The following is a 20,202-nucleotide window of genomic DNA, read 5'->3' as shown; positions in this document are numbered from 1 at the left end:
CAAAGTAACCGGGAAAAAACCCTGCCACGCTCAATCCTTTTCCCGGATATTGTACAAGACCAGAAACCCTGAAATACAAGGGAGATTATATGAGACGATTATCAGTACTATTGTTTGTGTTTTGTTGTATTTGTTTTCATAGCATCTCCCATGCCGGACAATCCGAACAGGTTTTCACCGTCGGTATTGTACCCCAATTTGAAGCGCGAAAACTGCATAGCATATGGAGGCCAATTCTCGATCAGGTGGAAACCAGAACAGGGTATCAGTTCAGACTGATAGGTTCACAAACCATTCCGGATTTTGAGATCGAGTTTATCCAGGGCAAGTTCGATTTTGCCTATATGAATCCATATCACCTGGTTATCGCGAATCAAAAAGCCGGTTACATCCCCTTGGTTCGAGACGTTGGCCGCGAACTTTTCGGCATCCTGGTCGTTGCCAAGAACAGTGGCATCAATGATCCCACGGAACTTAATGGAAAAACTGTTGTTTTTCCCGCACCAAATGCTCTGGGCGCGAGTTTGCAGATGCGTCAGGAATTACATGACAAATTCGGAGTTACCGTTAAACCCAAATATGTCAAGACACATGACTCGGTTTACCTGAATGTACTTATAGGTGCGGCTGCGGCAGGTGGAGGGGTGCAGAAAACCCTGCAAAGTCAGAAGCAGAAGTACCAGAATAATCTAAAAATCATCCATACTACCACCAGGGTTCCACCTCATCCTTTTGCCGTCCTTCCAGGCGTACCTCTGGAAATACAGCAGCGTGTGCAGGAAGCGTTTTTATCATTGGGAAAGGAAGAGGCGGGCCGAATTCTTTTGGAAAAGGTTCCTATAAAAAAAATTGGTGTAGCCTCTCTGGACGATTACACACCTCTTTTACACATGGGACTGGAACGTTATTACAAACAACCTTAATTACCGATGAATCTGACACTTAAGCTTTCATTACCCATACTGGCAGGGCTGCTGTTTGCAATGGGGTATCTTCATTTCCACTGGGAACCCCGACAGCTGGATAAAGGTAAGGCGGTTTTTGAACTCCACAATCAGGCCCTGCTGGACGCCGCCGAATCCGCACTTATCCGCGATGTACTGGAAGGAAATCTTGCAGCCCTGATAGCCAACATTGAATATCTTGAAAAAAAACAGGAAGGTGTCTGGTTAAACATGGAAATATTTGCAGATGACGGAAGCCGTCTGTATCCACTATTTGACCGGATAAAAATCTCCAATACGGAGGAACATGACTTTATCCATAAAGATCATCCCCTCAAGCTGGCAAACAGTTATATCGGCAACCTGGTAGTCGACATTGACTGGTCCAGGGAAAGAGAAAGAATTCAACAAGATATTGCAACCGTGAGAAACATGCTTCTGGGCATGGTCATGTTCTCGCTACTCGTCATTTTAATCATTCAATTACGAATTATTGTCCGCCCTCTTGTCAGATTGGGTGACGCGGCAAGAAAAATTGCAGATGGAAACCTGGAGATAACGTTACCGGAAGCTACCAAGGATGAGGTAGGTGTATTAACGAACTCCTTTGCCTTTATGGCACAGGAACTCTCCTTTAAACAACGTGCTCTAGATCAGCATGCCATTGTCAGTATAACCGATGCCAATGGGAATATAACGTATATCAACGAGAATTTTCTTCATACAACCGGCTACGATAAGCTTGAATTGCTGGGGAAAAATCATCGTATACTGCAATCCGGTGTTCATTCACCTGAATTTTACGACGATCTCTGGCAAACAATCAGCTCAGGCCGGACATGGAATCAGGAAATTTGTAACAGGAAAAAAAATGGAGAATACTACTGGGTAGATACAACCATTGTACCCCTTATTGGCAAAGACAATCGACCCGAGCGATTCATCTCCATCGGTACAGATATTACCGTGCGAAAAAATACTGAAGCCGAACTCGTTGAATCAAGACGGCAGGCCGACAGTGCCAGCTTTGCAAAGTCAAGGTTCCTGGCCAACATGAGTCACGAGTTCCGTACACCACTGAACAGTATCATCGGCTTGACCCGAATCGTAACCCAGCGGCAGGATTTGAATCCTGAAATCAAGGAAGACGTCGACAGAATTCATATTGCCGGCCAGATGCTGCTCTCCCTGGTGAACGATATTCTGGATCTAAGCAAAATAGAGGCTGGAGAGATCAATATTGAGATGGTTCCGTTCCAACTTGATTCGGTTCTCAGCGAGCTTGCAGCTCTGCTCACTACCCAGGCACGGCAAAAAGGAATTGGCCTGATCATTGATTCTTTGCCTGCAACAATCAACGGCTACGTTATAAGTGACCCGACCAGGCTTCGCCAGATATTGCTCAACCTGCTCAACAATGCAATCAAGTTCACTGGCAGTGGTATTGTCTCGCTTTCGGTAGAACCTGCCGGTTCTATACATATTTCAGATGATGGAACCCGACATAAACGGCTGCGTTTTCTGGTTAAGGATACCGGTTCAGGCATCCCTGAGGATCTCCTGCCGACCCTGTTCGATGCTTTCAGGCAGGCCGACAGTTCGATCACTCGTAAGCACGGTGGTACAGGCCTGGGCCTGGCGATTGTCAAACAACTGTGTGAAGAGATGGGAGGCGAGGTTCATGTAGAAAGCACAGATGGTGTGGGAAGCAGCTTTACCGTTGAACTTCCTTTTCGTATTGCCACAGAGGAAGAAATAAAAGACGCCGGACTCTACAGGAAACATTTGAGTATTTTGCTGGCCGAAGACGACCCGGATCATCGTGAGAGCCTGGTTGCCATGTTCAAGCAGCTCGGCTGGAATGTGGAAGCAGTGGAGAATGGAAGGGAACTGCTGGAACGCTACGAAAAGATACTTGAGGAGGGACAACAGATCGATAGCCTGGTCGTTGACTGGCAGATGCCGGAACTGGACGGGCTTGCGGCCCTGTATGAGCTTAAAAAAAGATACGGCACTGATGGGATGCCGGGGGTTCTGGTGGTTACCGGATATGAAACAGAACAGCTGCGGAAGTCCCCCCATGCGGAGATCGCTGACCTCATTTTGAAAAAGCCAATCACTGTCTCTGCTCTGATCAATGGGCTGGGCCTTGTATTCAGCAAACATTTCAACGATATCGACCTGGTACTCAGAAGTTCCATACTGGATTTCTCCCACCTGGCATGGCTGCCTGGTGTAAAGATACTGGTAGTGGATGATGCACAGGTTAATCTGGATCTTGCCACCAGACTGCTGGAACGTGAAGGAGCTATTGTCTATACGTGCATGAATGGAGCAGAGGCGCTGAAATGGCTTCAAGATCCAGCTCATCAGGCCGATGTCGTTCTCATGGATATCCAGATGCCGGTGATGGACGGGAACACGGCAGTACAGGAAATCCGCCGGATTGAATCACTCAAAAAACTGCCGGTAATCGCCCTGACAGCAGCAGCTCTTGCCAGCGAACGTAAAATATCCCTGGAAGCCGGCATGGATGATTACCAGACCAAACCCTTTGATGCCGAAAAGATAGTCCGTCAGATCCGCAGGCTTGTCGGCATCTCTCGATCCATTCCCGTTCCTGTCCAGGAAAAACAGGGGCAAAAGGTCAAACATGATGATTGGCCGGTCATCGAGGGGATAGATGCAAAAGGGGTAAAAGAACGCATCAATGATGACGTAGAGCTCTTCATAGACCTTCTGGATCGATTCACAGACGATAATCGGGATCTGTTGCAGCCCGTCGCGCTGGAGCCGGAGCAGTCAGGAAAAGATGCGCTGCAGGCTCGTATTCATAAATTTGCGGGTAGCTCCGGGCTGATTGGGGCCAGTGTTCTCTCCGACCTGGCCAGACGGATAGAACACTGTCTGCGTGACGGCGAATCAGGGGATATTCCCTCACTGTTGGATAAGCTGCGAGAAGGGTATTGCAAACTACAGAACGCCATTACCCCTGTTCTCCAGGATTACAAGCAAAGAAGCAGGAACTCTGAACCGATACAGATGGAAGATGCACAGCTTAATGAGCTGTGCGATGCGCTGCAGCAGAAAAAAATATCAGCGATAAAACTCTACCGGACACTACAGCCTGCCCTGCATTCCCTGATGACAAAAGAGGCCTTCAAAGGGCTCGATGAAGCCATGGCTAAACTTAATTTTGCCGAAGCACAAAAAAGGCTTGATCAGCTCAAAACTGAAACAGACACGGACAATTCAGCCTGAAAGAAGGGAGAGCTGTAGGCAAGGTTCAATTCTACTGAAGCTTTATTGATTTTGGTGCATTACCTCATACAATACCTGGTGAGACTTACAATGGGCTCGTTTTCTCGAGGTCAAGATAACGCTGATACCAGCCAGTTGGTCTGGCCGCGAGAGAATGCAGCGTTTGACCTTTCATTGTGGGTATGCCATGATTAAAATATATTATAACCGTAAGCACTTCCGGCTTGCAGACCGGCAAAATGTACAGTAGCGGTTGAAAAACTTGTCGGGGAATCCAGGAAAACTTGTTACCGGTAAGGATAAGAGCGATTTGTTACCTCAGGATTTCATTGACCGAATTGAGCAGAATGTTCTCAAGCGCAGGCAGACGACGACAGTCTTCCTGGCTCCTTTGTTGCTGATCGGCTTGTATCTGACCAGCAGGATCAACTACCTCCTCTTCCATACCCTCGCAGAACTATTCAGTATTGTTGTTGCCTGTTGTCTCAGCATGATTGCCTGGAATGCAAGGGCTTATATAAAAAACCAGTACCTTATGTTTATTGGTATTGGGTATTTATTCATTGCTTTGCTTGACCTGCTGCACACACTTGCCTACAAGGGCATGCCGATATTCACCGATTATGACTATTATGCTAATCAGCTATGGATCGCCGCCCGGTATCTTGAAAGTTTCACTTTGCTGATTGCGTTTAACTATCTGTTGAGTAATAAACAGCTTCAGCTTGTTCGAATTTCCATTTCTTATTCACTGGTTACATTTATTCTGATTGCCAGTATCTTCTGGTGGAAAATCTTTCCGGAGTGTTTTATCGCTGAACAGGGATTAACTCCATTCAAGAAGATCAGCGAGTATATCATATGCGCCATACTCGCAGTGACCGCTCTGTTATTTCATCTTAGTCGCGAGTACTTCGACCGTAAGATCTTTCTGCTTCTGCTCGGTTCCCTGGGCTGCACTATCGTATCAGAATTGTCCTTCACCTTTTATATCAGCAATTATGGCTTTTCCAATCTTGTCGGACACTACTTCAAAATTTTCTCCTACTATCTTATTTATCAGGCAATTATTGAAACTGGAATTCGGGAGCCGTTTGCCTTGCTTTTCCGTGAACTGGAAGCCTCCAACAATCAACTACAACGCGAAGTCAACACTCGCAAAACGACAGAACTTGAGTTGAAAGAAGCACTGGAGCAGGTCAAAACCCTTACCGGAATTATCCCTATTTGCTCATACTGCAAAAAACTGCGGGATGATGAAGGATACTGGCAACAGCTGGAACAATTTCTACGCGATCATTCTACCGCTGAGTTCAGCCACGGTATTTGCCCTGAATGTTACGAGAAAGTCATGCAGCAATTAAAAAGTAAGAAAGGCTGACCTTTCCATGAGTTCTGAGTTGTAACTGGTCACAGGTGCTTCAAATTTGTGCAAGCGCTGTTTTTCGCAGGTACGCGACCAGCGGAAAACTCCGTGGAGTCTGTGATCAGTTACAAATAGGGGTAGCGGGGGCATTTGAACAGAAACTTACGGTTTCACCCTCGCTGGCCTATCTCAAACCGTAAGTTTCTGTTCAAAAATCACCTTCAGAAAAAACTGTCCCTCCATCAACGATTCAACTTTTTATCTCAAATAACGTGGGACAAGGATCTACCGCCTTTACCTCAAATCAAACCATACACAGAAGAAGTAGTATGCAGCACGGTCAGTATCGAAAATGGAGCAACTTCCAAGACAAGGCCACTGTACAATATTCGCATTTTCCTAACATTAAAAAGAGAAGACATTAACATGCTTAGACATAGGGAGTCATGGACAATCTATTCTCTCAAAATCTTTTATGGCTGTTAGGTTTCGTGGCTAAAGAAATTTTCTACAATAGAAGCTATATAAAGTTTTAGAAAATTATGAAGCTCGTGAGCTTGGGAATGGCAAGATTAATCTTCAATTCCGCTTAATTCAGCAGCTAGAGGTACTACGCACTCCTATCAACTGTGTTATCCCTCAAGTTTTTGATATCGCGTAACGGCGGAGCACCAAACAACCGGCTGTATTCACGGTTGAATTGAGACGGACTTTCATAACCGACAAGGAATGAAGCCGTAGCTGCATCTGTCGGTTCGGCAAGCATTAATCTCCGTGCTTCATTTAATCTCAGGTTTTTCTGAAACTGTAGTGGGGTCATTGCGGTTAGCGACTTGAAATGATGGTGAAAAGTCGAAACACTCATATTGACCTGCTTTGCAAGATCTTCGATACGTATTGGTTCAGCAATATTTTCTTTTATCCAATCAATTATTTGTGCTATCTGGCGTCCCTTGCTGAAAACGGCAGCTATCTGTCGCAAACGTTTTCCTTGTTCCCCGGTAAGAAGGCGATAGGTGATCTCTCTCATAATGCCAGGGGCAAGGAACGGAATATCTTCCTCGTTTTCAAGCAAGTCGATAAGCCGTATAAAGCATGAAAGCAACGGCGAGGTATTTTTAGCGATTGCGATTCCGCGCGGCGACTGCTGGACACTTGGCGGCGGCAGCTTATTGTCTGCCATCAATTGTGAAAGATCCTGGAGATTAAATTTCAATCGAAGCCCAAGGTACGGTCTATCCTCACTGGCCCTGGTGATTTCCGCAATCGTCGGGAGATGTACAGCTGTGAGCAGATAGTGATCCTCATCGTATATATATGTTTCATTCCCAAGCAGTATACGTTTTTCTCCCTGAGCTATTAAACAAACGCCCGGTTCATACATACCGGGCATTGGGTCGGTTGGTTCAAATCGTTTGAATAGGGCCAGGCCTGGGACTGAGGTTTCAAGGCGATCCACGCCATCGGTCCATTTAGCAATACTCCGGCCCAGTTGTGCGGTTAGATCTTCATTTTTCTCATTTGCTGTTCCAGCTCTCATTTAGATCACCTTTCAGTATAAGGATTATCTATCATTGGCTTCACCATGTTTAAAAATGGGTTGATCCAATCAATATACTAAACATTTCCAAGTTATTTTCATACAAGACGTTGAATAGCTAACATGGTCAGATCGTCTGAACGTGACGTATCTCCTTCAAAAGAGAATACCTGCTGCCTAATTTTTTCGAGCAACTCTCTTGATGAGTTAATGGGCTGACCAAGAATTTCCTGCACACGCGACCGGCTAAACAGCTCGTCTCTTGAATTCATGGCTTCTGTCACTCCATCTGTAAAACCGAAAAGAGTGTCGCCAGGGGCCAATTGGAGTTTACCGGTTTTGTAATTGATATCGGGCATCACGCCCACCGCAGGTCCTGTCGGAGCGAGTTCCTGTTTGATACCATTCTTGCCTATTATATAGAGCGGTTCATGCCCTCCGTTGATATAGACGAGATCACCGCTCTCCACCTCCAGTACGCCGAAAAACAGCGTTGCAAACATCCCCTCCATTCCATGATGACGTACAAAATATTCGTTCGTCAATTGTACAACTCGTTGTTCTCTGCTTTGAAACCCTTGAGGATTGAGACCGAGGTGACGAAAATTCGTGGAAATCACATCTGTCTCACTTTCAAAGGATTGTTCAGAATACAAGCGTATGAGACTGCGTATAAGAGCCATGTAGAGCCCCGGGCCGACACCTTTGTCAGCCACATCGGCTATGACAAGCCCCAGTCTTTTGCCTGGCAGCTCAAAGACATCGTAAAAATCACCGGACACGTTCTTAGCAGGATCAAAACAGGTGGCAATATCCCAATTCGCAAGGTATGGAATTTCCCTTGGAAGGAAGTTCTGCTGGAACTCCCGTGCCCTTTCAACATCGACCTCCAATTGCCTCATTCGGTGTATATCTCTTAAACCGATGATCATTTTATTGAAATTTTCTCTGAGTTCTCCTACTTCAGACTCACCAACCGGAGGAACCTGGAAGCTGAAATCGCCTTCTGCTACTCTGGTGGCAGCCCGAGAAAGTTGTTCTACCGGCCTGACAAGCTTGCCTGCAAATAAATGTGCAGCTATTCGGAAAACGATTAATGCTCCCAACGAGATGAAAAAGAAATTTAGAACCCCATTCCTCAAAAGGCATGAGATTCCCTGCTTATCAATAGTAACTTTATAAAAGTATTCTCCCCTGTCTGCCGGAGAGGTAATGTTGACAAATAAGGCGATCTTGTGGGAGCTCAAAAACAGATTCGAATCTGAGCCTACAAGTCGCTTTTCATAATGGGAAGAAATGTCCTTAACCTTTGCCTGATCGATGGGGATCACTCTCATAACATCATCGTCATCGAGTTGTAATCTCTGCCAGGGAGCATCATTGGCAGCGCGTCCATAGATCGAGGTATCTAAAATAGTGTGAGAACTTGAGGTAAGATTTGCCAAAGTCCTCGAGAGGGCTCTCAGTTCATGATGCTCTTTATTGATAAATCTCCACCACACATCACCTGATTCATTGACATTGATCTCCGAAATCTCTGTACGAACAATACGGGTAATTGAATCCGCTAGGTTTTTTTGTGACACGAAAAGCCATGCAATAGAAGTAAAGTAAAAAATAAGCAGGCCAAAAACAGCGAAATATAGTGTGATCTTGCTTGACAGCGAAAGCTTGCTGAAGCTAAAAATCTCAGGAATGAAGTGTAGTGTTTTCATAGAATTTGATCTGTTCTTCATCTATTGGTATTTATTCGAATCCCTATAACCGACAAGAAGCCGGGGTACCTGTTCTCCTACTATTCCAGTATATGGCTTTTCATAAATCAGTGGTAGACCAATACTCCTACATTATTGCCTGATTCTCCGAAGGGTGATAATTAAAGTCTCCTTTTCTATCCTTCTATCTGTCCAGACTGTAGCTTTCCACCACTCCTCAATGATTATCATTCCTGTTTTTCTAGGTTCCCCGACATATTTCGCGGTCTTCATATAATCAGGCAATAATTGAGCAGGATTGATCTACCGGTTTCTGTTCGCACTGCATTAGTTTATCCGACATCAACCCACCATGTATAAATCATGTGGGTTGCAAATCGCCGGACCATTCCTCCGACGAAGTAATACAAGAACAACCAAAGGAGAACAAAATGCAGAAACGAAAACTTGGAAACAGTGAGCTGGAGGTCTCAGCTATCGGTCTGGGTTGCATGGGCATGAGCCACGGTTATGGCCCCCCGGCAGATATACAAGAAATGACTCAACTGATTACTAAAGCGGTTGATAACGGAATCACATTTTTTGATACCGCCGAGGTATATGGTCCATATACCAACGAAGAGTTGGTCAGTAAGGCTTTAGCACCATTCAAGGGCAAAGTGACCATAGCCACAAAGTTCGGGATACAGATTGAAAACTGGAAGCAGGTTCTGGATAGTAAGCCCGCAACGATAAGGCAAACAATCGAAGGATCACTTAAGCGTCTGAAAGTGGATGTTATTGATCTCTATTACCTACATCGTGTCGATCCACAGGTTGAAATCGAGGAAGTAGCCGGTACGATTCAAGCCCTGATCAAAGAAGGTAAAGTTCTGCATTGGGGACTTTCTGAGGCAGGCGTACAGACCATTCGTCGCGCCCATGCGGTGCAACCGTTAGCCGCGGTTCAAAGTGAATATTCGATGATGTGGCGTCAGCCTGAAGAAGAATTGCTTCCGACCCTTGAAGAACTCGGCATTGGCTTTGTACCGTTTAGCCCCCTCGGGAAAGGGTTTCTGACCGGTAGATTTAACAGAAGCTCAACCTTTGACAACTCCGACTTCCGCAGCATTGTTCCACGTTTTTCGGCAGAAAACCTTGATGCCAATCAGGTGCTGGTGAACCTGGTGAAACAAATTGCTGCTGACAAAAACGCAACCCCCGCCCAAATAGCCCTAGCCTGGGTATTGGCCCAAAAACCGTGGATTGTACCCATTCCGGGAACCCGTAAGCTACATCGTCTTATGGACAATTTGGGAGCGGCTGAAATTGCGCTGACACAGGATGAGCTGAGTGAAATCAATACAGCGCTTACCAATATAGAGATAGCCGGAGATCGATATCCGGCTGAATATGCTGAGCGAGTAGGAAAATAACAAGGAATACAAATGAGCAATAATATAGAAGGAAAAGTCATTGTCATAACAGGTGCAAGCAGCGGACTTGGTGAAGCAGCAGCCTGGCGTTTGAGTATTGAGGGTGCAACCGTTGTCTTGGCCGCTCGTCGCTCGGAGCGCATAACCTCTCTGGCTGAGAAATTGAAAGCCGAAGGCGGAAAGGCTCTAGCGGTCGCTACGGATGTCACCATTGCCGGTCAGGTAAAGGCCTTGGTTGACTCTGCAGTCACGGAATTCGGGCGTATTGATGTCATGATCAATAATGCAGGCCTGATGCCCCACTCGCCATTGGAACGTCTCAAACTTGATGACTGGAACAACATGATCGATGTGAATCTGCGGGGAGTATTGCACGGCATCGCTGCAGCACTACCCTACATGAAAGAGCAGAAGTCAGGGCATTTCATCAATGTTTCTTCTGTTGCAGGTCATAAGGTTCGTCCAGGTGCTGCAGTTTATGCCGCGACGAAATTTGCTGTTCGTGCGTTATCTGAGGGGCTTCGGCAGGAGGTCAAACCATATAACATCCGCACAACAATTATCTCTCCGGGAGCTGTTGCTACAGAACTGCCAAACAGTATCACCGAAGGAGATATACAGGAAACCATGCAGGGGTTTTACGAAGAATACGCGATACCAGCCGATTCCTTCGCCCGGACCGTTGCTTTTGCCATAAGCCAACCGGATGAAGTGGATATTAATGAAATCCTTTTCCGTCCAACAGCACAGGAAGCATAGATGTCATTTCCATCACGTATAAGATCTTCAAGTAACAGGATAATGACAGAACCTGTTACTTTAAAACCTGGCTGGTATGTCCTCTCCGTCCTGAGTCTACTTATGGGGTTTGCATCAATCTCCACGGACCTGTACCTACCGGCAATGCCGCTCATGGCAAAGTCGCTGGGAGCAGGTCATGGGATGATTGAGCTGACTGTTTCCGGTTACCTCATTGGTTTTAGTCTCGGACAGTTAGTTTGGGGACCGATCAGCGACCGATATGGACGTCGTCCCTCGGTAGCAGCCGGGCTTATCATGTTTGTTATCGGTTCAGCTGGGTGCGCGTTGGCAGACAGCGCTCACCATTTGATAGCATGGCGAATTATCCAGGCACTTGGTGCTTGTGCTGGTGTCGCTCTATCGCGTGCTATGGTTCGGGACCTTTATGAAGGAAACCGGGGCGCACAGATGCTATCAACCCTGATAACCGTGATGGCGGTTGCACCACTCATCGGACCTACTGTTGGTGGACAGATTCTATCACTTTCCGGATGGCGTGCCATTTTCTGGGTATTAGTAGGTGTTGGATTAGTTACCCTGGTTGCTCTATTGACAATTCCTGAGACATTGCCTGTAAACAGACGAAACAAGGAACCTCTTCATGTAGCAATGAAAAGCTACATTGAAATTGTAAAGAGTCAGCGGGTCCTCGGCTATATAGGAACAGGTGCCTTTCTCTATGCTGGTATGTACGCTTATGTGGCCGGGACGCCATCTGCATATATCAGCTACTATCATGTTCCTGCAGAAAAATATGGCCTACTGTTTGGTTTGGGTATTGTTGGGATTATGTCTGCCAACATTCTCAATTCACGACTGGTCCTCCGTTATGGCTATGACAGAGTCCTTTTTTGGGGTTGTTTTGTCTGTGCCTTTTCATCTCTTTTCGTGGCCTTTGCAGCCGGAACTGGATGGGGAGGACTCTGGGGATTGGTTGTCCCGTTATTCGTGTTTGCCTCAACCACCGGTCTTATCGTGGCTAATTCCATCACTGGGGCAATGGCTCTTTTTCCTGAACGTGCTGGGACGGTATCTGCTTTAACAGGTGCTTTGCAATACGGTAGCGGCATTATCGGTTCAGGACTTGTCGGTGTTTTCGCAGACAAGACTCCATGGCCGATGGGGTGGATAATCGCGGTGTGTGGAATCGGTTGCTTGCTATCAACACTACTGCTGTTACCAGCCAGTAGCGATGAAGACCGGCAGATGAGAACAATATAGCGAGGTAATCGCACAAAACATAAATGAAGGAATAATGAAAATGGAAAAAGTAATTTTAAATAACGGTCTGGAAATGCCTGTCCTGGGTTTTGGTGTTTTTCAGATTCCCGACCAGGGAGAATGTGAAAAAACAGTTATAGACGCCCTGGAGACGGGATATCGTATGATTGACACGGCCGCTTCCTATCTCAATGAAAGCGCTGTAGGAAGTGGCATTAAACAAAGCGGCATCCCCAGGGAAGAAATTTTTATTACCACCAAGTTGTGGCTTCAGGATGCAGGCTACGAGAGCACGAAAGCTGCATTTGAAAAATCCTTAACCAAACTGCAGCTGGATTACCTGGATCTGTATCTCATCCATCAACCATACGGAGACGTGTATGGAGCATGGCGGGCAATGGAGGATCTTTACCGGGAAGGAAGGGTTAAAGCAATCGGTGTCAGCAACTTTCACCCAGACCGGGTCATGGATTTAATAATTCACAATGAAGTGGTTCCCGCTGTCAACCAGATTGAAACCCACCCGTTCTGCCAGCAGGTCGATGCGATTAAGTTTTTGACTGAAAATAATATTCAGATTGAATCATGGGGACCATTTGCCGAAGGCAGGAATAGTCTTTTCACCAACGAATTGTTGCAAGCAATCGGTGATAAATATGAAAAATCCATAGCACAGGTAGTTCTACGCTGGCTCATCCAGAGAGGTGTTATCGTTATTCCTAAATCGGTTCGTAAGGAGCGAATGGTCGAAAACGCCTCCGTCTTTGATTTCAAACTGAGTGAAGAAGATATGCAGTGTATTTCAACTCTTGATCAGGCAAAGAGCAGCTTTTTCGATCACCGTGATCCAGCCATGGTCAAATGGCTTGGTGAAAGAAAACTGGATCTCTAACAACTTCATAGCTTACCATAGTTTCTCTTGAAAGAGAAAAGTGACGTTGTTCGCATTATTGGGCAATTATTCCATAGTATCAATCTACCGCTGTCAGCGGTCCAGGCTCTAGAATAGTTCACCATAAAGAGAGCTTTCTAAAATGGCTGGATATTGCAATTACCAGCTAACTAACGATGAATTCGACCATTAAGATACCGGCAAGACAAATACTATGAAAGAAACAAATGTCATCCAATCACGTCGTACTTTTCTAAAAACCATGGCATTGGGCATTGCTGCCTGTGCCGTTCCCAAAAGCGTAAACCATGCATTGGCCGCAGTGTCAGGTAGTGGGAAACCCCTGGTAGTCTACTTCTCTTGGCCCGAGACCCTGAATCCACATAACATGAGCGATGACGAGGCAAACAGCACGGTGGTCATTAACGGCAACGTGCTGGGAAACACCCAGTATGTGGCCATGGTGATTGCCGAGGCAACTGGTGCCGACCTCTTCCGTATCGAACCAGTAAAACCATGGCCCCTGGATCATAAGCCACTCATAGCCCAGGCTAAAATCGAGCAAATGCGAGATTATCGTCCTGCCATCGCAAAACCGTTGAAAAACTTTCAGGATTACGACACCATTTTCCTTGGCTATCCTAACTGGTGGGCTGATCTGCCAATGATTCTCTATACCTTTCTGGAATCATATGACTTCTCTGGCAAGCGAATAATTCCGTTTAGCACCCATGGTGGCAGCGGCTTCTCCGGCACCATTCGCACCATTGCTGATCTACAGCCAAAGGCAGAGGTAGTGCGGAATGGGTATACTGTCAGCCGGGACGTGGTGGCAGAGGCTGCTCCAGAAGTCACCCGCTGGGTTAGAAAGACAGCGTAGATGGCCAATCAAGTTCTTTTCTGGAGATTGCAATGAGAAGTAAAATAGCACTTCGTCTGATTGTTGATCTGATTTTGCTTATCACTTTTATACTCTCCCAGGCCAACCTCTATACTGGCAATCGTTTTCATGAGTGGAATGGAACCATCATGGTGCTTTTTATTGGGGTTCACATTGGCCTTAACCGGCACTGGTTTCTTACTCATTTTAAAGGGAACTACTCTTTCAGGCGTTGGCTTAATCTTCTTATAATCCTTGCTCTTGCTGGAATTTTTCTAGCCGTTCTATGGTGCGCATTCTTTATCTCCCGGACCGTATTTACCTTTGACAGCATAGAGGGCAGTAAGCGCATATTGTTCATCCATGCCACCCTCTCCAGCTGGCTCTTAGTGATGGCAGGCATGCATGTCGGCCTGTTTTGGAAGCGTATCCAGAACTGGCTCTGTCGCCTGATACCAACGATGTCCTGGGACAAGCGTAGAGGAATAAACGCTATTTCACGGCTATTGCTTGTTGGAGGTGGGGTCTATGCATCTTTTTCACGAGAGATGGCTTCCAAGCTCTTTATGCTGCCAAGTGAGAATTACTATCTACCGCATCAGACAGTGGTAACCTTTTGTCTACTGAATCTGTCAATTTTTTCCTTTTATGCCATTCTGACCCATTGGCTAACCCGCCTGGTTAAAGAGTGATGAAGATCTGGAGCGCATTTGAACACTTGATCAGGCAAAAAATGACGTTGTTCGCATTATTGGGCAATTATTCCATAGTATCGATCTACCGCTATCTGCACCCCACATACTATAGTTATCCATTATAGAGTGAGCTTTTACAGTTTACTTATATGGCAGAAATCCAGCACGCTTACCATGAAATCAAAACATTGAATTAACAGGAGTGCAAATATGAAACTGAATAAACCCAGGATGCTTTATGCTCAAGTGCTGATTCTCATCAGTATGCTTGCGTCATCATGCGCTATGAACGGTGGGAGCACACAAAACGGAACAATGTCAATCAAGGAACAGGGAAGTTTTGCAGCTGGTGGTACAGTCATCACCAGTCCCGGTGAATTTGATTCAAAAAACCTTTCTGCATCAGGAGGGCAAACCCTTCATGGCGACCATCTCTACACTTTTTACCAGATCCCGGAAAATGGTCGTCAACTCCCCCTGGTTTTCTGGCATGGTTATGGACAGTTCTCAAAGACATGGGAAACGACCCCCGATGGACGCGAGGGATTCCAGAATATTTTTCTTCGTCGCAACTTTCCGGTTTATCTGATTGACCAACCCCGTCGAGGCAACGCAGGGCGAAGCATTCAACCGGGTGCCATAGCTGCTGTACCGGATGAACAGAAGTGGTTCAATATTTTCCGTGTCGGTATCTGGCCTGAGTTTTTTCCTGGGGTTCAATTCTCTAGGGAACCAGAAAGCCTCAATCAATACTTCCGTCAAATGACACCTGATACCGCACCAATCAACATTGATGTCAATGCTGAAGCCGTAGCAGCATTGTTTGACAAGATTGGTCCTGGTGTTCTTGTTACGCATTCACATAGCGGTGGAATGGGTTGGGCAGCAGTATTGAAAAGCAATAATATCAAGGGGGTTGTGTCTTATGAACCGGGTTCCAATTTTATCTTTCCAGAAGGTGAAGTCCCTGCTCCGATGCCCAGTTCCGGTGGAACCCTTAAAGCAGTAAGCGTACAGCTTGAAGATTTCCAAAAGCTCACGAAAATTCCGATCATCATTTATTACGGGGACAATATCCCATCAGAACCCATGGATAACCCTGGTCAAGATCAGTGGAGAATCCGTCTTGATATGGCAAAGTTGTGGGCTCAGGCAATCAACCGTCATGGTGGTGATGCTACTGTAGTACATCTGCCTGAAATAGGAATTCACGGCAACACACACTTCCCCTTCTCCGATCTGAACAATCTTGAAATCGCTAACTTGATGAGTGGTTTCCTGAAAGAGAAAGGATTGGATTAAATAAGAATTCTCTGCAGCATTTCATCTAAAAGAGATACTGCAGAATAGTATCACGACCGGAGACATTATGAAAAAACAACTGTTCATAGTTATAACGACCATACTCTTCACTTCTTTCAATATGACTAACACCGCTTTTGCAGAAGATGCCATTTCAGAAGAGTTGAGTAAGGCAGAAAAAGCACTCGTTCCCATCGCTGCCTTTACTGCGAGTGGCAACATTTCCAAACTAAAAGAATCTCTGCATCAAGGGCTTGATGACGGACTGACTATCAACGAAATAAAGGAAGCCCTTGTTCATATCTATGCCTATGCAGGGTTCCCACGATCCTTGATAGGGATCAACACGTTTATAGCCGTTATGGATGAACGTCAGTCACAAGGTAAGATTGATAAAGCTGGTAAAGAAGCATCAGCACTGCCTGATGATTTCGACCAGAATGCATATGGCCATAAGGTTCGAAATACACTTGTTGGCAGGGATATATCGAACCGTACCAGTGGCTATCCCGTGTTTACGCCAATTATCGACAAGTTTCTCGTCGAGCATCTCTTTGCGGACATTTTTGTTCGTGATGTCTTAAACCACAAGCAGCGAGAACTTGTGACCATCAGCACGTTATCAGCTCTACCGGGGACAGAACCGATGTTCAAAGGGCACCTTGGAATAGCCATGAGAATGGGCTACAGCGAATCGCAGCTTGAAGACTTCATCGAGGTGCTGCGAGAAAGAGTCAGTGGGCACGTTGCTGACAGGAGTGCTCTGGTACTTGCGGAAGCGCTGAAAACCACAAATCCCAAGACAATCTCAAAGGCTCTTGAAGTGACGAGAAAAACGTCTCCTGTCGTTGCTTCATCCGAATATTTCACCGGTAGGGCTACAGTTGAGTCAAGGTTTACCTCAAAAGCAACAGGCAGTTATGGCGGCGGTACTGTTAATTTTGAAGCAGGTGCACGGACAGCCTGGCATACACACCCTGTTGGACAAACCCTTATTGTTATTTCCGGACGCGGCCTGGTGCAGTCCGAAGGAGAAGCTGTTCAGGAGATACTGCCCGGTGATGTCGTCTGGATTCCAGCAAATGAACGTCACTGGCATGGTGCGGCACCTGACAGCGCGATGTCTCATGTGGCTATTTCTGAGCCTTTGAATGGCTCAGGTGTTCAGTGGATGGAACATGTTAGTGACGAACAATATAACAAATGAGGAATACTAAAATGAATAACAAACAAAAAGCTCCTATTAAAGAGAACACTATTACAGCAGTGGATCGACGCTCATTTATCGCAGCAGGGGCAAGTGTGGCAGGTGTGGTAGCAGCTTCAATGTTGCCCGGTCTTGCCACCGCTTCACCAAAAGGCGAGGAACAGAACTCCACGAGTTATGCAAAACCGGGGAAACGTATGCTTGGTTCACTTGAGGTGTCAAGCATCGGTCTCGGCGTCCAGAATATGCACCGCAAGTACACAACTACGGTACCGTATCGTCCTGAAATGATAAATATCATCCGTGAGGCTTATGATCGCGGTGTCACCTTCTTCGACACTGCCGAGGCATACGGACCTTTTGAAAACGAACGGATTCTCGGCGAGGCCATCGAGTCGTTTCGGGATAAGGTGAGGATTACTTCCAAGTTCGGCTGGAACATAGACCCGGAAACCGGAGAGCGTGGGCCTGGGCTTAATAGCCGACCCGAAAGAATCAAACGTGCAGTGGAAGGGTCGCTCAAGCGGCTGCGGACTGACCGCATCGATCTCCTCTATCAACACCGCGTTGACCCACAGGTACCCATTGAAGATGTCGCCGGAGCGGTCAAAGAGCTTATGGATGAAGGTAAGGTTCTGCATTGGGGGCTTTCTGAACCAGGCATACAGACGATCCGTCGCGCTCATGCGGTGTTGCCCCTGACCGCGATTCAAAACGAGTATTCGATGGCAACCCGAGACCCGGAAAAGGAAGTAATACCACTCTGCGAAGAATTGGGAATCGGCTTTGTACCCTGGTGGCCTCTGGATTGCCAGCTCCTCACAGGCTGGCTCGATGCAAATACGAGGTTTGCAGCCGGTGATTTCCGCGCTATCACGCCAAGGTTTTCACCGGAAAATCTCGCGCACAATATGCAGTTAGTTGATTTGATAAAGACTTGGGCAATCCGCAAGCATGCATCTCCTGTTCAGATCGCACTTGCCTGGCTGCTCGCGCAGAAGCCCTGGATCGTACCTATCCCCGGAACGACGGTGATGGCACACATGATTGAAAATATCGGTGCAGCTGGGATTCAATTCACTGGAGGTGAGATCGCCGAACTGAATGCGGCACTGAAGTCAATTGAAGTGCGCGGTCAACGTCTTCCCGACAGGGTGCTCGCCTTTTCTGGTGTGGAAGCGCTCCCGGAGGGGTGAAAGATCTCAGCCGCACTCAATGTATGGATATAGAATCGCTAACGGATTTCAGCAGATAATCAACCTATGAAAAATGAGAGAATTACTGGGTGCCATACAGTAGCACTGCTCTTCACGGCTGCCTTTACCATTGGATGTTTTTCCAGTTATGCAATTGGAAACCAGAATGTCCCGGATCAACATAACGGTGGAGTAACGAGCGTGAATACACATTCGCACTATCAGCATGTCACTACCGGAGACGCTGTTCGATCTATTGTTGAACATCCTGCGTTTAAAGAGTTTGGTCAATACCTTCTCCCCTGGGATGACAGGCCGCAGCAGCTTGATGTGAATTTGAGTAATGTCGGGTCACTTCTCCCGTATCATAGCCATGTGAATTCTGACGTTGTTGTTGGAGCAGTTAATCATATGATCGATGAAGTAGCCTCTGGTCACAAGATTTTTTACGACTTTTACACTGAGCAGCAAAAGAGACAAGATCCTGCCAAAGAATATGCCGGTCTCTTTTTCTTTAGAGGCAAACCGGGAGCTCCATTTGCGGTGATCTGTCCAGGAGGAGGCTTTTCCTATGTAGGATCATTTCATGAAGGGTTTCCACATGCAGTCGAAATCAGCAAAAAAGGACTCAACGCATTTGTCCTGAAATACAGGGCAGGAAGTGGTCTGAAAGCTTCTGAAGACCTGGCTGCAGCGACTTCTTATATTGTCGAAAATGCAAATACTCTGGGCGTATCAACAAAAGGCTATTCACTGTGGGGAAGCTCTGCCGGAGCACGGATGGTAGGCGATATCGCATTAAACGAAACAGCTTACTATGGCGGTCTTGATCTGCCAAAACCCGGTGCCGTGATCATTGCCTATACCGGGCACTCAACATACTCCCCAGGCTTTCCCCCGACATTCATTACGGTTAGTGCTGATGATCCCATCGCCAGCGCATCAGTCGTAGACAGACGTGTTCAAAACCTGAAGCGTGCAGGGGTTACTGTTGAGTATCACAGGTTCAAGCATGCTGGGCATGGTTTCGGGACTGGTGTTGGGACTGATGCAGAGGGCTGGGTAAATGATGCGATCAGATTTTGGATAAACAACTATAATTAAATAGAAAATCAATAATTACATTTGGAGAAGTTCAAAGATGAAAAAGAGTATTTTAGGTGCAGCACTAATGGCTGCTGTTACAATCAATTCGGTAGGAACCGCTGCTCTGGCAGCAGATTATAAACTGAACCCATATACGTTGACGTATCAGGGTGCTATCACTGAAAATGTAGAGGGTAAAGTAAATATCCACCCTGTCAGCTATAAACTCAATGGTCTGGAAATTGCCGCCAATGTCTATACACCTGCTGGCTATGACCCAAAAAATACTTACCCGGCAGTTGTCGTTGCTCATCCGAATGGTGGGGTAAAAGAGCAAGTTGCAGGATTATACGCTCAAAGATTGGCAGAAAAAGGATATATAGTGCCTGACCGAAAACCAATTTACACAGTAAATACAGCCAAATAACTCATATGTGAGTAGGCGAAGATTTTTGTATTACAAGCTATATTCATTTTGACAAATGCCGACGGACTACGTTAACATGCCGAAAATATGGAATTTGTGTGGAATTCATTTCGATTGTCTGCGCCAAAAAGCAGGCTGTGTACCAAAATCTTCAATCTGAATCATAGCATGAGACAAACAAAACATCCTCAATTAAGAATAGGTGAAACTCCTATCGCTGAAGTCAAAATTGATTTCAAATCTCGTGATGACAT

General features: G+C 46.3%; 15 protein-coding genes and 1 pseudogene. 14 read left to right on the top strand and 2 right to left on the bottom strand.

What is annotated here, in order from left to right:
- Nucleotides 1–89 precede the first annotated feature (89 nt).
- The 3 genes from G493_RS0118500 to G493_RS30045 all read left to right on the top strand — a co-directional run bounded on the left by G493_RS0118500 (nt 90) and on the right by G493_RS30045 (nt 5,586).
- Nucleotides 90–923 carry a phosphate/phosphite/phosphonate ABC transporter substrate-binding protein gene (locus tag G493_RS0118500; RefSeq protein WP_028581598.1) on the top strand — a complete coding sequence of 278 codons (834 nt, stop codon included), beginning with the start codon at nt 90–92 and terminating at the stop codon, nt 921–923.
- Nucleotides 924–929: 6 nt separating this feature from the next.
- Nucleotides 930–4,205, top strand: a complete 3,276-nt coding sequence (locus G493_RS30050) for a response regulator (RefSeq protein WP_051309533.1) — start codon at nt 930–932, stop codon at nt 4,203–4,205.
- Nucleotides 4,206–4,458: 253 nt separating this feature from the next.
- Nucleotides 4,459–5,586, top strand: a complete 1,128-nt coding sequence (locus G493_RS30045; RefSeq protein WP_084813653.1) for an MASE3 domain-containing protein — start codon at nt 4,459–4,461, stop codon at nt 5,584–5,586.
- Nucleotides 5,587–6,181: 595 nt separating this feature from the next.
- Here the strand turns inward: G493_RS30045 and G493_RS34435 are convergent.
- Together G493_RS34435 and G493_RS32485 are read right to left on the bottom strand one after the other, a co-directional pair.
- Nucleotides 6,182–7,111 (bottom strand): AraC family transcriptional regulator, encoded by a 930-nt coding sequence (locus tag G493_RS34435; RefSeq protein ID WP_028581597.1) that lies wholly within the window; start codon nt 7,109–7,111, stop codon nt 6,182–6,184.
- 98 nt (nt 7,112–7,209) lie between these two features.
- Nucleotides 7,210–8,697 carry a PP2C family protein-serine/threonine phosphatase gene (locus G493_RS32485; protein ID WP_161629854.1) on the bottom strand — a complete coding sequence of 496 codons (1,488 nt, stop codon included), beginning with the start codon at nt 8,695–8,697 and terminating at the stop codon, nt 7,210–7,212.
- Between the two features lie 560 nt (nt 8,698–9,257).
- On the opposite strand from G493_RS32485, the gene G493_RS0118475 reads away from it, so the two are divergent.
- The 11 genes and pseudogenes from G493_RS0118475 to G493_RS30020 all read left to right on the top strand — a co-directional run.
- Nucleotides 9,258–10,241: an aldo/keto reductase gene (locus tag G493_RS0118475; RefSeq protein ID WP_028581596.1), complete on the top strand. Its 984-nt coding sequence runs from the start codon at nt 9,258–9,260 to the stop codon at nt 10,239–10,241.
- A 12-nt stretch (nt 10,242–10,253) separates the two neighbouring features.
- Nucleotides 10,254–11,000 carry an SDR family oxidoreductase gene (locus G493_RS0118470; protein WP_028581595.1) on the top strand — a complete coding sequence of 249 codons (747 nt, stop codon included), beginning with the start codon at nt 10,254–10,256 and terminating at the stop codon, nt 10,998–11,000.
- Between the two features lie 42 nt (nt 11,001–11,042).
- Nucleotides 11,043–12,263 (top strand): Bcr/CflA family multidrug efflux MFS transporter, encoded by a 1,221-nt coding sequence (locus G493_RS30035; protein WP_051309549.1) that lies wholly within the window; start codon nt 11,043–11,045, stop codon nt 12,261–12,263.
- A 40-nt stretch (nt 12,264–12,303) separates the two neighbouring features.
- Nucleotides 12,304–13,155 (top strand): aldo/keto reductase, encoded by an 852-nt coding sequence (locus tag G493_RS0118460; protein ID WP_028581594.1) that lies wholly within the window; start codon nt 12,304–12,306, stop codon nt 13,153–13,155.
- A gap of 214 nt (nt 13,156–13,369) precedes the next feature.
- Nucleotides 13,370–14,035: a flavodoxin gene (locus G493_RS0118455; RefSeq protein WP_028581593.1), complete on the top strand. Its 666-nt coding sequence runs from the start codon at nt 13,370–13,372 to the stop codon at nt 14,033–14,035.
- A 32-nt stretch (nt 14,036–14,067) separates the two neighbouring features.
- Complete coding sequence (locus G493_RS0118450) at nt 14,068–14,727, top strand: hypothetical protein (protein ID WP_028581592.1); 660 nt, start codon at nt 14,068–14,070, stop codon at nt 14,725–14,727.
- Between the two features lie 213 nt (nt 14,728–14,940).
- On the top strand, nt 14,941–16,032 hold the full coding sequence (locus tag G493_RS0118445; RefSeq protein WP_028581591.1) for an alpha/beta hydrolase: 1,092 nt from the start codon (nt 14,941–14,943) through the stop codon (nt 16,030–16,032).
- A 67-nt stretch (nt 16,033–16,099) separates the two neighbouring features.
- The gene (locus G493_RS30030; protein WP_051309528.1) at nt 16,100–17,239 is read left to right on the top strand and encodes a (R)-mandelonitrile lyase; all 1,140 of its coding nucleotides are present in this window, start codon (nt 16,100–16,102) and stop codon (nt 17,237–17,239) included.
- Nucleotides 17,240–17,250: 11 nt separating this feature from the next.
- A complete protein-coding gene (locus G493_RS0118435; RefSeq protein ID WP_028581590.1) occupies nt 17,251–18,435 on the top strand; it encodes an aldo/keto reductase in 1,185 nt (394 codons plus the stop codon).
- 66 nt (nt 18,436–18,501) lie between these two features.
- Nucleotides 18,502–19,539 carry an alpha/beta hydrolase gene (locus G493_RS30025; protein WP_205623711.1) on the top strand — a complete coding sequence of 346 codons (1,038 nt, stop codon included), beginning with the start codon at nt 18,502–18,504 and terminating at the stop codon, nt 19,537–19,539.
- 37 nt (nt 19,540–19,576) lie between these two features.
- Nucleotides 19,577–19,903 (top strand): annotated as a pseudogene (locus G493_RS30020) (alpha/beta hydrolase); the annotation flags it as partial.
- Between the last annotated feature and the right edge of the window lie 299 nt (nt 19,904–20,202).

The organism is Desulfogranum japonicum DSM 18378 (assembly GCF_000429945.1).
Lineage (GTDB): Bacteria > Desulfobacterota > Desulfobulbia > Desulfobulbales > Desulfobulbaceae > Desulfogranum > Desulfogranum japonicum.
The sequence above is the reverse complement of the archived record's forward strand: the minus strand, read 5'-3'. Positions and strand labels throughout refer to the sequence as shown.